Origin of the sequence: Qipengyuania algicola, from assembly GCF_042492175.1 — a bacterium.
GTDB lineage: Bacteria > Pseudomonadota > Alphaproteobacteria > Sphingomonadales > Sphingomonadaceae > CAJXSN01.
This window is the reverse complement of the sequence record NZ_CP170453.1, coordinates 719,828-733,805: the sequence shown is the minus strand read 5'-3', so window position 1 is coordinate 733,805 and position 13,978 is coordinate 719,828. Positions and strand designations below refer to the sequence as shown.

Below are 13,978 nucleotides of genomic sequence, written 5' to 3'. Positions count from 1 at the left end.
GAGGGGCGCACGCAATATGGCCGACATCACCGTTGCTGCGCTCCAGCTGGCCTTGGGCGATCCTGATGACCGGGCCAATATCGAGGCAGTGAGCGACCTCGTCGCAGACGCAGCAGGGCGGGGGGCGGATATCGTCCTCCCGCCCGAGTTGTTTGACGGTCCGTATTTCTGCAAGACCGAGGACGAGGCGCTGTTCGAGCGAGCCCGTCCGGTGAATGATCACCCCAATGTGCAGGCGATGGCGAAGCTTGCGAAACGCCTTGGCGTGGCCATTCCCACCAGCTTTTTCGAACGCGATGGCCAGCACTATTACAACTCGCTGGCGATGATCGACCCGCGCGGCGAGGTAATGGGCGTATATCGCAAGAGCCACATTCCCGATGGACCGGGCTACGAGGAAAAATTCTATTTCCGCCCCGGCAATGGCGGGTTTCGTGTGTGGGACATCCCCGCAGGCGACCAGACGGTGCGCATCGGTGTCGGCATTTGCTGGGACCAATGGTATCCGGAGGCGGCGCGGGTGATGGCCCTGATGGGGGCCGAGATGCTGTTTTACCCCACCGCTATCGGGTCCGAGCCCTATGATGCCGAATTCGACACATCGGCGATGTGGCAACGCGCGATGCAGGGGCATGCGGTGTCCAATTGCATGCCGGTGATCGCGGCCAACCGGATCGGCACCGAGGACGGGCAGGCGTTCTACGGCCACAGCTTCGTGACCAATGAATGGGGCGAGAAGGTCGTGGAGTTCGGCCGCGAGGAAGAGGGCGTGCTGGTCGCCACGCTCGATCTGAAACTGGCCGCCAAACACCGCGCGGGCATGGGCTTCTTCCGGGATCGCCGCCCAGAGCTGTACGGGCGCATCTGCGAAGATATCTAGGCCCGTTCCCCCTCACTGCCGAACGGGCTACACCCTGCGGCATGGGTGAACAGGCCAACCATCAATATATTATCGCGACAGGGTCAAACCAGCGCCATCCCCGCCATGGCTCGCCGGCAGCGGTCCTTGCAGCGGTGCCGGCTGCCCTGAACGCCTGCAATGTCGAGGTTCTGGCCAAGGCACCAATCATCGCCAGTGCGCCTGTCGGGCCGTCCCGCCGGACCTATGCCAACGGTGCGCTACTGGTCGAGGCCGCTTTGGAGCCGCTCCTCATGCTGCGCTGCCTTCAAGAAATTGAACGCGTTTTCGGCCGGGTCAGGCGAGGGCAGCCGTGGCAGGCGCGCACGCTCGATCTCGATATTGTCGTTTGGTCGGGCGGGATATCGTATGGCCCAGAATTGACGATACCCCACCCGCGTTTCCGCGAGCGGGGTTTCGTGCTTGGTCCGGTGGCCGCAATCGCTCCGTCGTGGCGCGATCCGCTATCCGGCCTGTCGATGCGTCAGTTGTTGGCCCGGCTCAGAAAACCAAGACCAGCCTGACGCGTATCGGGCTCAGGCTGCTGCCGGAACCAGACCGGCCTGCTTAACAGCCTTGGGACGGCGCGCTGCACCGCCGCGGCGGAAGCGGCCGAAGCCGAGCAGAGCCAGAGCCATGGCGAACAGGCCGAACATGCCCGGTGCCGGAACTTCGGTTGCCGAGTAGCTATCGATGCTGCGGACATAGTCGCCACCGATGATCGGGTCGCCCCACCATGCCCAGAGGTTGAAGCGGTCGCCCCAGCCGATCAGCTTTTGCGGGTGAGTGGTGTCGATGTTCTTCGGATTGTCGGTGACCAGCTGACCGTTGATCAGACGGGTTCCGTCCAGCGATGTGAGGATCGAGCTGAAGGTGGGGTTTGCGCCGCCGGTAAAGGTCGCAAAGTCGTCGCTGGTGAAAACGGCGTTGATGTCCGAACCGACCCATGTGCCGGTGCTGGTGTCGGTATTGATGGTCAGCACGCTGCCATCGGTCATGCCGTATTCAAAGATCGTTGCATTGGCGGGTGCGGCCACTGCCAGAGCAGCGATTGCTGCGGCGCCGGTCGCTGCCAGTTTCAGGTTACGCATATCAATTCCCCTTCATCCAAGTCTTAATCGTGTTGCCTCGACAAAACGTTACCGAGGCTCGGAATGATGGGATGCATGCGGCGTGCCAGTTTTGAAGAATCGGCCCGCCCTGCGCGTTTCGATGGTTAACGCAAAAAATATTATAAACGGTGTGTAAACCAGACCGACGCCCCGAATGCCGCAGATAAGCCCGGTTTGCGGCACAAACGAGGTCTTAACCAGTTGCTGGCATACGGGCGGCATGAAAACACCGCTCACTCGCTCGTTCCGTTCCGGTTCCTCCTTCGGGAAGGCCCGCGCAGGTTTCTCCGCTGCTGCCATGGCGCTCGCCCTTGCGGCCTGTACCACCGGCCCCGCAGGCAGTCTGGCGGACGCGCAGGCGGCAGTCGCCGAGGGCGATCTGAAGCGCGCGCAATTGCTTGTCAGCGGATATCTGGAGGAACAACCCCAGGACGCCGCCGCACTGGAGCTTTCCGGCGATGTCGCCATGCGCATGGGCAATCTCGATCTGGCGATTACCCAGTTCAAGAATTTAAGCGCGGTGCCGGGCAAGGAGCAGGCGGGCAGCGATCTTCTGGCCGAAGCGTTCCTGGCCAACGGAAATACCCGCATGGCGAAACGGAGCCTGAGCGATCACGGCATCGAAACGCCGCGTGCCTACGGCGTCGCAGTGGGCGTGGCATTGATCGAAGGGCGTTCGAATCAGGCGCTGGAAACGCTGCAGGAGGGCCTGGAGCGGTTTGATGATTCCGCCGATCTGCATGCTCTCGACGCCTATCTTACTTTGCAGGCGGGCGATCTGAACGGGGCAAAGGCCAAGCTGAAAACCGCACTGGGCCACGATGCCAATCTGGTCGATGCACAGCTGCTGGCGGGGCGCATTGCTCTGCTGGAGCAGGATTTGCCGACTGCCAAAGCCAGCTTCGAAAACGTGGTGGCGCAGGAACCCAACCACCAGACGGCGCTGCTGGCGCTGATCGCCATCGCGCGTGACACCGGTGACGATGCTAATCTGAAGCGCTTGATGGCTCAGGCCGAGCAGGGCGGCAAAGTGAACCCCATCGCGGTCTATTTTGCCGCGCAGATGGCGTTCGAGAACAACGAGGTGAAGCGCGCTTTCGAGTTGCTGCAGCCGATTGTCGGCCAGAGCCGGACCTTCCCCGCGCTGGACCGGCTCGTCGGCCTGGTTGCTGCACGCCGGGGCCAGACCAATGAAGCGATAATCAGCCTGAACCGCTATTTCTCCGGCGGCGGGGAAGACCGCGTTGCGCGGCTGGTTCTGGCGGCAGAGCAGCACCGCAACAAGGAGCACGAGGCCGCTTGGGAAACAGTGCAGCCGCTGCTGTCGGACCCGAAATCAGGCCCGCAAATTCTCCAGCTGGGCGTCTCCATCGCAAGCGCCCTGAACCTGAAGGACGCCGATGCGCTGAAGGCGCGCATTGCGGGGGCCGGGCCGGACCAGAAGTTTCTTCAGGCCATGGGGCAAGCGGGTGCCGCGATCAAAGCAGGCAATTGGAAGCGCGCCGATGCGATCTATGCGGAACTTCTGGCGAGCGGCCATGACAAGGAAGTCGGCCTGCTGAACAATGCGGCACTGGCGAAGCTGGAATTGGGCGACGGCGCGGCTGCAACCGCGCTGGCGCGCAAGGCGGCCAAACTGGCACCGCAAGATGCCGTGGTGCTCGATACGCTGGGCTGGGTGCTCTTCAAAACCGAGGGCGCCAGTGAAGAATCGCGCAATTTGCTCGCCATGGCAGCCACTAAGAAGCCCGGCGACAAGGCCATCGCGCAGCATCTGGGCACCGTGAGCAAAGCGCTGTCGAGCAATTAATTTGCTACTTTGGAGGTGCGCAGGGCCGCAATCCATCTTGACCGGCCCAAGCCATCCCCCTAGGCGCACCATCCGGTGGTTGGGCCCTTAGCTCAGTTGGTAGAGCAACTGACTTTTAATCAGTAGGTCGCTGGTTCGAACCCAGCAGGGCTCACCACCGAATTCCCTCGTTCGGGTAAATGTCGCTTCCCAAAATATGCTTGGAGTTTCGCGCAGGGCCGTGCCCCCGCGAAGCCGTTTGCGCTGGGATGTCAGCTGGCGAGCTTCATCGCGGGCGGCCCTGAATTGCGTGGCCGGGAGGAGGGATCGATTCTCGTTTTCGTTCGCCTCGACAGGTCGCTCTGGGTTGTCGGGCGGGGTCGCGGAAGCGGCGCACACTCCGTTTCGCGCGCATTCCCGGCCTGCAGGCTGCTCCGTAAAAAGCGCCAGCTGCGGATCCCCCGCACAATCGCATCACCGGTGACGTAAAGCGCAATCGCCAAAGCGCAGACGAGAAACACGTTCGTTGCAATCGTGATCAGCATGACTTGGGCCTCCGCCTGTTTCGAATGCCAATGGCTTAGCGCAGAACAGGCCTCACACGTTGTAAACAGGCTTATCCACAAGGTAAGAAGTTGTAAGCGGGTCCGCCACGGCATTCACACATTAACGTTGCCGTGGCATAAGTGCATGATGAACCTGTTAGCTGCGCCTCGCTCGGCCCTTATGGCTGCTCTCGTATTGTCGATGGCATTTGCACCATCCTGTGCCTTTGCGTCGGAGAAGGACTCTCCGCTGCGCTACACTGTTGAGCGCGGCGATACGCTTTATGGACTGGCGGAGAAATATTTCCGCTCTACCGCTGCGATCGAGCAGGTCCGGCGTTTGAACCGGGTGGCTGACGCGCGGCGTCTGCCGGTCGGAAAATCGCTCCTGATTCCGCGCGACGTCCTGCGCTACACGCAGGTTGAGGTCGCAGTAGTTGCGTACTCCGGCCCTGTCCGGATCGCCAACGGAACGGCGCAAGTCGGGCGGGTTCTGAAGGAGCGCGAAACCGTTGCCACGGGGGCGAACGGTTTTGTCAGCTTCTCGACGAAATTTGGCGGCCGGTTCTCGATTCCCTCCAATTCACGCGCGCGACTCGTCTCTGCCCGGCGCTATCTTCTCGGTGAAACGCTCGATATCGATCTCGCAGTCGAGAAGGGGCGCAGCAGTGCCAGCTCGCCGACGCTGAAAAACGGGAGCCGCATCAGGGTGCGCACCCCGGTTGCTGTGACTGCCGTGCGCGGAACCGAATTCCGCGTCGCTTACGATGAAGAGCGTGGCCGCAGTCTTACCGAAGTGGTCGAAGGTTCAGTGGCAGTAGTTACACCTGCGCAGGAAACAGCGGCCCTGGAAGGTTTTGGGGTGGCCTTGGCAGAGGGGCAAGCCCCGTCGACCGAGCGGCTTTTGCCGGCACCCCAGCTTGTGAACGGCGGTGATATCCAGACGGCAGAAACGCTGCAATTTGCCATCGCCCCCTCGGCTGGCGAGGAAGGATACCGGATCCAGATCGCCAAGGATGCAGGGTTCCTCGACGTTGTATCGGAGCAGCTCATCCAGCGTCCGCAGGCAACTTTTGAGGAGCTCGCGGACGGCCGCTATTTCGTTCGCGCGCGTGCAATTTCCGGTTCGGGTCTGGAAGGCCAGTCGGAAGCTTTGTCGTTCCGGCGCAAGCGGCTTGGCGCTGGAGGCAGCGCAGGCACATCCGACGACGGGGCAGGCTATGTCTTCCAGTGGCTGCCCTCAGGAGAAGGCAATACCTATTACGCCTTTCAGCTATGGCGCGCGGATGATCCTGCGCGGCTAGTCGTTGATGAAACATCGCTCTCGACGAGCGGATTTGAACTGACCGGTTTTGATCCGGGTGCTTATGTCTGGCGGGTCGCTGCGATTCAGGCCGACGCGGAAGACGGCCTGCTAAAGGTTTGGGGCCCCGAACAGAAGTTGACGATTTCCGACTAATCCGCTCCGGCTTGCGAGATGAATTCGTTCCGCCTCAGACTGGAATGGTGGGCGCTCCTTGCTGCGTCGATCGGATGTCTGTGGCTCCTGCAAACTTCGGACACGACGCAGCGGCTCGATAATCAATTGTTCGATTTTGGCAGTGCTCTGGCGCGGCCCGCCGTGCCGGACGACATTGCGATTGTCACGATAGACGATCGCAGCATTGCCGAGCTCGGTGTCTGGCCGTGGCCGCGCGCCTTGCATGGCGAGATCATTGATCGGCTGACGGAGGCGGGCGCGCGGGCGATTATTCTCGACGTTTTGATCCTGGACGAAAGCGACCCGGACGATCTTGCCCAGCTGGTCTCGGCTGTCGGGCGGAACGGCAACGTGTTTCTTCCTCACAGCTTTACTGCGAGCCCGGACAGCGCGACCGGCTCAATGGCACTGATGCCCGTCGCCGCGCTGGCAGAGCAGGCCAAGGGCGTGGGCCATGTGGTCGCGGAACCCGATTCCGACGGAGTGCTGCGCCGCTTCGAGATGGATTACACGCTGGATGGCATCGAATATCCGCACCTTGCCAAAGTGCTGGTGTCCAACGCCGGGCCATCGGAGATCGCTGTGCCCGAGCAACCTGTCATACCGATCCTCCCGGTGGGCTCATTCACCGAATTGCCGGTTGCCGAATTGCTGGCGGCTGAGAATCCCCCTGAATTTTTGCGCGATACGATCGTCTTCATCGGCGCGACGGCGCAAGGCATGGGAGACCGCTATTCGGTCGCGGCGGGCAGTGTCGGTTTGATGAGCGGCGTTGAGACGCAGGCTAATTTGGTCAACACGCTCCTGACGCGCAGCTGGATCGAGACGCTCCCTGTCTGGGTCACTTTCGCCATCGGTGCCGTTGCACTGTTTCTGCTGTTTACCGGTTTCCGGCTTCTGTCGCCGCGCGCCTCTTTCATGCTCACTCTCGGGCTGGCCGCCTTCATCACCTTGTCGTCTTTGGTCATGCTGCTGGCAGGCAAGCTGTGGTTTGCGCCGACTGCGACTGTTGTCGTGTTGCTGTTTGCCTATCCCTTCTGGTCGTGGCGCCGCCTCACCTATGTCAGTTCCTATCTGGAGCAGGAGGCCGCGCGCCTATTCGAAGAGCCGGCGTCTGGCGAGGGCGCCGCAGGGACTGATGTCCTGTCGAGGCAAACTGCGCGGCTCCAGAGTCTGGTGGGTTCGGTCAAGCAATCCCGCGATTTTGTCAGGCAAGTGATCGAGGCATCTCCGGATGCGATATTCGTCCTCGATACGGATTCCGTTGTCGTCATGGCGAATTCCCATGGCGGGCAGCTCTTGCCCAGCGTGTCTACTCTGGACAAACCCGTCTTCTCCGAAGTTCTGATTATGGAAAAGGCCCGGCGGGAAGCGGATGCGGATGAACTGCAAACGACCGACGGACGGACTTTCCTCGTCGCCCGTGCGCCCTTTCCGGCGGCTGAGACGGACGGAGACGCGATTTCCGCAGGCCTGCCCCAGGGCGGCGAGATATTGGCACTGCGCGATATTACCAACATCCGCCAGATCGAAAACGAGCGCCAGCAAATGCTGGAATTCCTCTCGCATGATATGCGCACACCTCAAGCTGCGATTATCGCGCTGACCCGCAAGGTATCGCTCGCTGGAGAGGCGAGGGATATGGTGCGCCGTATCCGCTCACAAGCGGAGCGCACGATGAAACTGGCTGACGATTTCGTGCAACTGGCCCGGCTCGATCATACCAGCATCACGCCCGAGGACACGGATTTGGGCGCCCTGATAGAAGAGGCCTGCGACCGCGCTTTCACGCAGGCAGAAGCTGCAAACATCGATATCGTGCAACATTTGCCGGAGGACCCGTGCTTCGTTCATGTCGATGGGTCGCTGATAGCCCGGATGATGGACAATCTGATTGGCAACGCAATCAAGTATTGCGCTGCCAACGACACCATCGAGGTAACGCTCGATTGCTGCGCCGCAGACCATGCCATCCTCGTCGTTTCCGACAGCGGACCCGGCTTTCCGCCCGAACGGCTGGCCGATCCGTTTGCCAGGTTCGGCGCGCATGCAACCCATGCCGGGCCCAGCGCCGGCCTTGGCCTTACGCTCGTCAAGAAGGCGGTGGATGTGCATGAAGGCACAATCGGTGTGGATAGTGTGAAAGGCGAAGGTACGACCTTCACGATCACCCTGCCTAAATAGGCTAACCCAAGTTTTGGAGTGGCTGGAGCGAGGCGCGGCGCCGGTCCTGTGCTTTTGTTTAAAGGCCCATTTGCCCCATTGCGTCGGCAACCAGCGCATCGGCCATCGCGCGCTCGTCCGCTTCGGTGAAGGCGCAATCCACTACCGTCCCCTCTCCGCGATAGCGGATAGTGCCACTGGTCCGGTCAAGCAGGCTCAGGGTGGCTTTCATCCGCTGCGGTGCGCACTTGTCCAACGGGCTGCTTTTGACAGGTACGGCCACCGTGCGCACGCTAGAGGGACCTGCGGCCTCGCGCGGTTTCTCGGTGATCGCAGTCGATGCAGGCGCAAGGGCCAGTCCGTAGTCACCGACAAGAGCTGCGTCGTCCGAACGGTCAAGCCCCGCAGCCCCGAATGCGCTTACCAGAGCCTCGCCGAACCGGCGGCTGCTATCCGGCTTCTCAGTGACAATCAAAAACACGGAAGAGGGTTTCGCAGCAGCTTCGACGTCGGCTATCGACTGGATGCTTACCGGTTGGCTTACGGCGCAGGCAGAAAGCGCAGATGCCAGTGTGAGACTGATGGCAACGGGGCCAAAGCGCGAAAGAACTGCTGCATTATTCGCCATCGCCGCCTGTATCTCCGATCTCGTCCATCCTGTATCCGAACCCGAACACTGTCTGGATGGCGAAACCATTGCGCGGACGCAACTGGAGTTTTGACCGGACGCGCGAAACATGCAGGTCGAGGGTTCTGCTTTCGACGTCCAGCGCGCCGCCCCAGATCTCGGCGAAGATGTAGCCGCGCGACAAGGGGCGGTTGAGATTATCGAAGAAAAGCAACGACAACTCGAATTCTTTATTGGTGAGTGTGATCTCCTCCCCGCGGAGGCTTGCCTTCTGGAGAACACGATCGAATGTGTAGTCGCCGAATGATACGATACGGTCGGGCTGCGGCGGAGCTTGCCGGCGATGCGCTGCCTCGATCCGCGCGAGCACGACTTCGGCCATTTCGGGTTTGACCACATAGTCGGTCGCCCCCGCTTTGAGGCCGGTGACGATATCCGCTTTGCCTGTTCGACTGGTTATCAAGATGAAGGCAGGCGGGCGCTCAAGCTTGGCGACCGCCCATTCGACAATCGCCAGGCCGGTATGACCCGGCATGTTCCAATCGAGCAGAACGACATCATACGTTTCGCGCTGCAGCGACGTCTTCAGTTCCGTTCCGTTGCGAAATCGTTCGAGATCGTGACCGGCCTGGGAGATTGCCTGTGACAGGGAATCGAGCAGCTCCGGATCGTCGTCAGCAAGAGCTATCCTCACATCTTCCCCCAAGGTCGAATGGTGCGATCTACAATATTTCGATACATGCAAGAGCGCCTACCATGGCCAAATTCAGCCACGAAACTTGTATCATCGGATGATACAAGAAATTACGATTTGATAAAACGGTCGGGTATTTACCTACGCAGCCAGCAGCCGTCTCATCTCGTCAAACAGTTCGAGTTGGTCCGATTGCGATCCGGAGAGCAGCGCATTTTCCAAGCGCCGGCTTTCCTCGCCGAGCGCTTCCTCCCCGAAATAGGCGGCGATACCCGCTATCTGGTGCAATTGCGCGGCAAGCTCGTCGAGCGAGGTGCCTTCCAGCGTGCCTGAGCGTATCGCGGCTTCTATTGCAGTTCGCGCATTGGTTTTGCGTTCATCATACATGGCGACAAGATGCGGATCGGTTTCCCGTCCATACTCGCCGTCTTCTTCGCTATCATCGGCGAGGGCCCAGCGATTGAGAGATGCGCCCAGCTCGCGCATCCGCAAAGGCTTGGCGATGTGCTCCTGCATGCCCGCTTTCAGACACGCGTCGATGTCTTCCTGATAGGCATTGGCGGTCAGCGCGATGATCGGGAGCTCGGCCGACGGCAGCCCGGCCGCGCGAATGGCGCGCGTCGCCTCGAGCCCATCCATCACCGGCATCTGCATATCCATCAGGACAATGTCGAACGGATTACCGGCCCCGGCGGCGCGCACTGCCATGTCCACCGCTTCGCGCCCGTCATGGGCGAGAATGGCGCTGCACCCCAGCTTTTCGAGCATGGCGATGGTCAAATGCTGATTGATCGGATTGTCTTCGGCGACGAGTATCCGCAAAGCCGCAGCGGTTTCTTCCTCAAGCAGATTATCGCCGCCCGTTTCCTCGGCCGCTTCCGGTGCCTCACATGCGATCACAGGCAGCGTCAGCGTGAATGTCGAGCCCTTGCCAATCTGGCTTTCCACCCCGAGCTTTCCTCCCAAAAGAGAGGCAAGCTGGGCGCAGATCGGGAGGCCAAGACCGGTCCCGCCGAAGCGCCGTGCAATGGTGGAGTCCGCCTGCGTGAAATTCTCGAAAACATAGTCGATCTTGTCTGGAGCGATGCCGATGCCGCTGTCGGTAACACTGATCTGAAGAGTTGCGGGATCATCACCGAGTCGCGCGGTTACCTCGACCGCCCCTTCCTCTGTGAATTTCAGGGCGTTGCCCAGCAGATTGAGAATGATCTGGCGAAGCCGGATCGGATCGCACAGGAACCATTTTGGCACATCGTCATCGACCGTGAAGTCGAGCGAGAGACCATTGCCGATTGCCACCGGTTCCATCAGCCGGACCGCGCCGCGCAATTTGTGGCGCAGGTCAGTCGGCTCACTCGCCATCGTCATTTGCCCTGACTCGATCTTCGCGAAGTCGAGCAGATCGTTCAGCAGGCGCAGCATCGAACGTCCTGAATCTGCGATCATCTCAAGATTCTGGCGTCGCTCCGGATCTGGCTCCCCCGACAATGCCAATTCTGTAAAGCCGATCACGCCGTTCATCGGTGTGCGGATTTCGTGGCTCATATTGGCAAGGAAGGCCGACTTCGCCTCGACCGCGCCTTCGGCTCTGTCGCGCGCTTCGACCAGTGCTGCTTCCAGCGCTTTGGTCTCGTCGATATTCCGCAATGAGACAATCATCTCCAGCGGATCGCCGCTTTCTTTATCGCGCAAAAGCCCGCATTGCGCCTCGAGCCATTGATACTCGCCCGGACGGTCGAGCGCGATGGCGCGAAAGGCGATGCGCGTGAGGCTTTCATCCCCTTCGGACAATGCCCGGAAAGCCTTCTTCACACGCCCGGCATCATCCGGGTGAAAACCAGTTAGGAATTGCAGCCCGACAAGGCTGGACGAGGGCGCGCCGAAAACCTTTTGCGAGGAGGGCGAAGCATAGAGGCACAACCCGTCCAGGCTCAATCGGAGGACCGCATCGGTCGCATTGTCGGCTAGCAAGGCAAGTTGCTGTTCGCGTTCTTCGAGTTTAGCGCGCGTGCGCTGCTGGCGGGTTATATCGTGGGCAATGCCGACGTAACCGACGATGTCCCCATTTGCGTCGAATTCGGCTGAATTGACGGTTTCGAGAATGATTTCCTCGCCATCCGCTGTCTTGTAGCCGATGACCCTGCGCCGCACGTCACCCGGCTTGTTGAAGCCCGAAAAAGCCGGATCACCCTCATATTCCTCACCCGTGGCAAGTTGGGTCTTCCACCCGTCGCCGAGGACATCTTCGGCTTTCAATCCGAAATTCGCCAGCCACACCGAATTGACGTAGGTGAGATCGCCCCACGCATCGGCCTGGAATATGCCAACCGGGGCGGATTCCGCCAGCCGGCGAAACCGCGCCTCGCTCTCGGCCAATTCGTGGCGGTGGGCGAGCGATTCCGTCACGTCGCTGGCAGAACCCAGCATTCCTGAGAACGCGCCGTCCTCGTCGAATTGCGGAACCAGGGTGACGGCCAACGTGATGGTGCGTTTCTCGTCGATGGCAATCGCGATTGTGTGCCGCTCGTCCTGCAAGGGTACCAGATTGGGGTCGGCCCTTTGCTCGGCGAGACGATCCCTTTCGTTACCGACGATCTGCTCAAGCAGCGCGTTGCGCAGCAGGCTGACATTCGCGCCTTTCGAGAGGTGTTCCCAGCGCCGGTTCAGATAGGTGAAGTTCCATTCGGGATCGAGCCGGAAGACGATGTCGCCAATGCCCTCGAGAATGGAATTCACGAACTCCTGTCCTTGTCGCAATTCTTCGCGGATGGTTGCTCGGTTAGCGAGGGCCACCGCGACAGGAATGCCAATCGCCAGAAGCGAGGCGAGAAAGACCTGCAAAGCGATGATCTCGGAACGCGGTGAATCCTCGATGAGCGCGATCGGCCCCATATCATTCATCGATGCGATCGATGCTGCACAGGCAAACACCGCAACTGTGATGGCTGTGCCGAGGCGTCCGGTGAGGAACGCCGCCACAACAACTACCGGCGCCGCGAGGAACAGGAACGGGAAGGTCGTTTGGGCAAAGATTGCCGGCACGCCGATCGCCATGGCAGCCAGGACGATTCCCCAGCGCGAAGCCGAAACGCGCGTCCATTGTTCGGGGTTTGCAACCGCGTTGCGGGCGATGAGCACCATAGAGCCGAAAATAGGAATTGGCAGGCAGTGCGCGGCGAGCCACATGGTGTAGGCATGCCAAAAGACGTCGTCTGCGAACGTCGAATAGACAGCTGCGGCAACAACGCCGGACAGCAGCGGCACGGTGGCGCCTATGGCCGCCATTTTGGCAAATTCGCGGACTGTTTCGAAGGTTTCGCTCCGCAGCATCAGGCGGTCCAGCAGATAGAGGACCAGAACCATCTCGAGCGCATTGGCTGCGGCCAGACCTATTGCGACCGGTGCATTATCCCCCACAGCGAAATTGACCGCCACATTCGCAGCCAGGCACGCGGTAAGCGCGCTGGTTCTGCACCTGCGAGCGCGCCCGAGCAGCAGCCCGATGACCAGAGCATTGCCGATCCAGAAACCAGCGATGCGACCGGATTCCAGCGTCAGAGAGATCCCGGCAAGAGCAAGACCGGCATAGAGGAACGCGATTGCCACGCAGGCAAGCGCAATCATGGCCCATGGAAGTGGGGGCGATGCGCCCTGATTTTGAAAGTCCTCTGGCATTGCGGCTGCGTAGCGCAACGTAGTTAATATCTGCTTTTCAACGCTGATTAGGTAATGGCCCCTAAGCCATGATCGCGGCGGCGCCAGACTGGTCGTTTTTATACACCTGCGAGCGCATTCGAGCGGCAGAGAACTTTTCCCTTTGATAATCGCCCGCTTCCCTTCAAACGAGCCTCCCTGTCTGGATAACCAACATGATTGGAAAAGCGCATGACGATGAAATCCCTGTTCGATGTTTCCGGCAAGATCGCCGTTGTGTCTGGCGGATCGAGCGGGATCGGCGCGATGATGGCGCAGGGACTGCTGGAGAACGGGGCGAAGGTTTACATCACCGCGCGCAAAGTCGACCGGCTGAATGCCAAAGCGGATGAGATGTCACAGTTTGGCGAGTGCATCGCCATTCCCGGCGACATGTCCTCGGTCGAGGGGATCGAGGCGCTGGTTGCCGCCATTGGCGAGCATGAAAGCCACGTCGATATCCTGATCAACAATGCCGGGGCCAACTGGTTCGCCCCGCTCGAAGGTTTCCAGGAGAAGGGCTGGGACAAGGTGATGGATATCAACATCAAGTCGATTTTCTTCGCCACCCAGAAGTTCCTCCCGCTGCTGAAAGCGGCGGGCACGGCCGAGGCGCCGGCGCGGGTCATCAACATTGCTTCCATCAACGGCATCCGCAATTCGGGCATGCCGACCTATGCCTATTCCGCCAGCAAATCGGGCGTGATCCATCTGACCGAGCATCTGGGGGCCGATCTTGCGCCCTCGCACATCAATGTGAACGCCATCGCGCCGGGCCTCTTCCCCAGCGATATGACCAAGGAACTGGTCGAAAGCGAAGGCATGACCAAGGCGGCCATCTCCCGTATCCCGCGCGGACGAATGGGCGCGCCGGGCGACATTGCCGGGACCGCGATTTTCCTGTCCTCGCCCGCCTCGGCCTGGATCACGGGCCAGACGATTGTGCTCGACGGAGGGATGATCGCAACGGCCTGAA

At 60.6% G+C, this 13,978-nt stretch carries 10 protein-coding genes and 1 tRNA gene; 7 read left to right on the top strand and 4 right to left on the bottom strand.

Annotation, left to right across the window (positions count from 1 at the left end; translation table 11 throughout):
* The first annotated feature begins 16 nt into the window (after positions 1-16).
* Entirely contained in the window at positions 17-880 is an 864-nt protein-coding gene (gene aguB / locus ACFCW2_RS03480) for an N-carbamoylputrescine amidase (protein WP_379548211.1), read from the top strand.
* 41 nt (positions 881-921) lie between these two features.
* Positions 922-1,422 (top strand): 2-amino-4-hydroxy-6-hydroxymethyldihydropteridine diphosphokinase, encoded by a 501-nt coding sequence (gene folK, locus ACFCW2_RS03475; RefSeq protein WP_379548210.1) that lies wholly within the window; start codon positions 922-924, stop codon positions 1,420-1,422.
* A 12-nt stretch (positions 1,423-1,434) separates the two neighbouring features.
* On the opposite strand, the gene ACFCW2_RS03470 is transcribed toward folK, so the two are convergent.
* Positions 1,435-1,989 (bottom strand): hypothetical protein, encoded by a 555-nt coding sequence (locus ACFCW2_RS03470; protein WP_379548208.1) that lies wholly within the window; start codon positions 1,987-1,989, stop codon positions 1,435-1,437.
* A gap of 241 nt (positions 1,990-2,230) precedes the next feature.
* On the opposite strand from ACFCW2_RS03470, the gene ACFCW2_RS03465 reads away from it, so the two are divergent.
* The 4 genes from ACFCW2_RS03465 (at position 2,231) to ACFCW2_RS03450 (ending at position 8,008) form a co-directional block, all read left to right on the top strand.
* Positions 2,231-3,820: a tetratricopeptide repeat protein gene (locus ACFCW2_RS03465; RefSeq protein WP_379548207.1), complete on the top strand. Its 1,590-nt coding sequence runs from the start codon at positions 2,231-2,233 to the stop codon at positions 3,818-3,820.
* Positions 3,821-3,901: 81 nt separating this feature from the next.
* Positions 3,902-3,977: transfer RNA gene (locus ACFCW2_RS03460), tRNA-Lys, on the top strand.
* 512 nt (positions 3,978-4,489) lie between these two features.
* Positions 4,490-5,803, top strand: a complete 1,314-nt coding sequence (locus ACFCW2_RS03455) for a FecR domain-containing protein (protein ID WP_379548206.1) — start codon at positions 4,490-4,492, stop codon at positions 5,801-5,803.
* 18 nt (positions 5,804-5,821) lie between these two features.
* On the top strand, positions 5,822-8,008 hold the full coding sequence (locus ACFCW2_RS03450) for a CHASE2 domain-containing protein (protein ID WP_379548204.1): 2,187 nt from the start codon (positions 5,822-5,824) through the stop codon (positions 8,006-8,008).
* Positions 8,009-8,066: 58 nt separating this feature from the next.
* Here the strand turns inward: ACFCW2_RS03450 and ACFCW2_RS03445 are convergent, their stop codons facing one another.
* The 3 genes from ACFCW2_RS03445 to ACFCW2_RS03435 form a co-directional block, all read right to left on the bottom strand.
* On the bottom strand, positions 8,067-8,615 hold the full coding sequence (locus ACFCW2_RS03445; RefSeq protein ID WP_379548202.1) for a hypothetical protein: 549 nt from the start codon (positions 8,613-8,615) through the stop codon (positions 8,067-8,069).
* Positions 8,605-9,309 carry a response regulator transcription factor gene (locus tag ACFCW2_RS03440; protein WP_379548201.1) on the bottom strand — a complete coding sequence of 235 codons (705 nt, stop codon included), beginning with the start codon at positions 9,307-9,309 and terminating at the stop codon, positions 8,605-8,607. The genes ACFCW2_RS03445 and ACFCW2_RS03440 overlap by 11 nt, the downstream gene beginning before the upstream one ends.
* A 141-nt stretch (positions 9,310-9,450) precedes the next feature.
* Entirely contained in the window at positions 9,451-12,933 is a 3,483-nt protein-coding gene (locus tag ACFCW2_RS03435; protein WP_379548199.1) for a PAS domain S-box protein, read from the bottom strand.
* 261 nt (positions 12,934-13,194) lie between these two features.
* On the opposite strand from ACFCW2_RS03435, the gene ACFCW2_RS03430 reads away from it, so the two are divergent.
* Complete coding sequence (locus ACFCW2_RS03430) at positions 13,195-13,977, top strand: glucose 1-dehydrogenase (RefSeq protein ID WP_379548198.1); 783 nt, start codon at positions 13,195-13,197, stop codon at positions 13,975-13,977.
* Position 13,978: the final 1 nt, after the last annotated feature.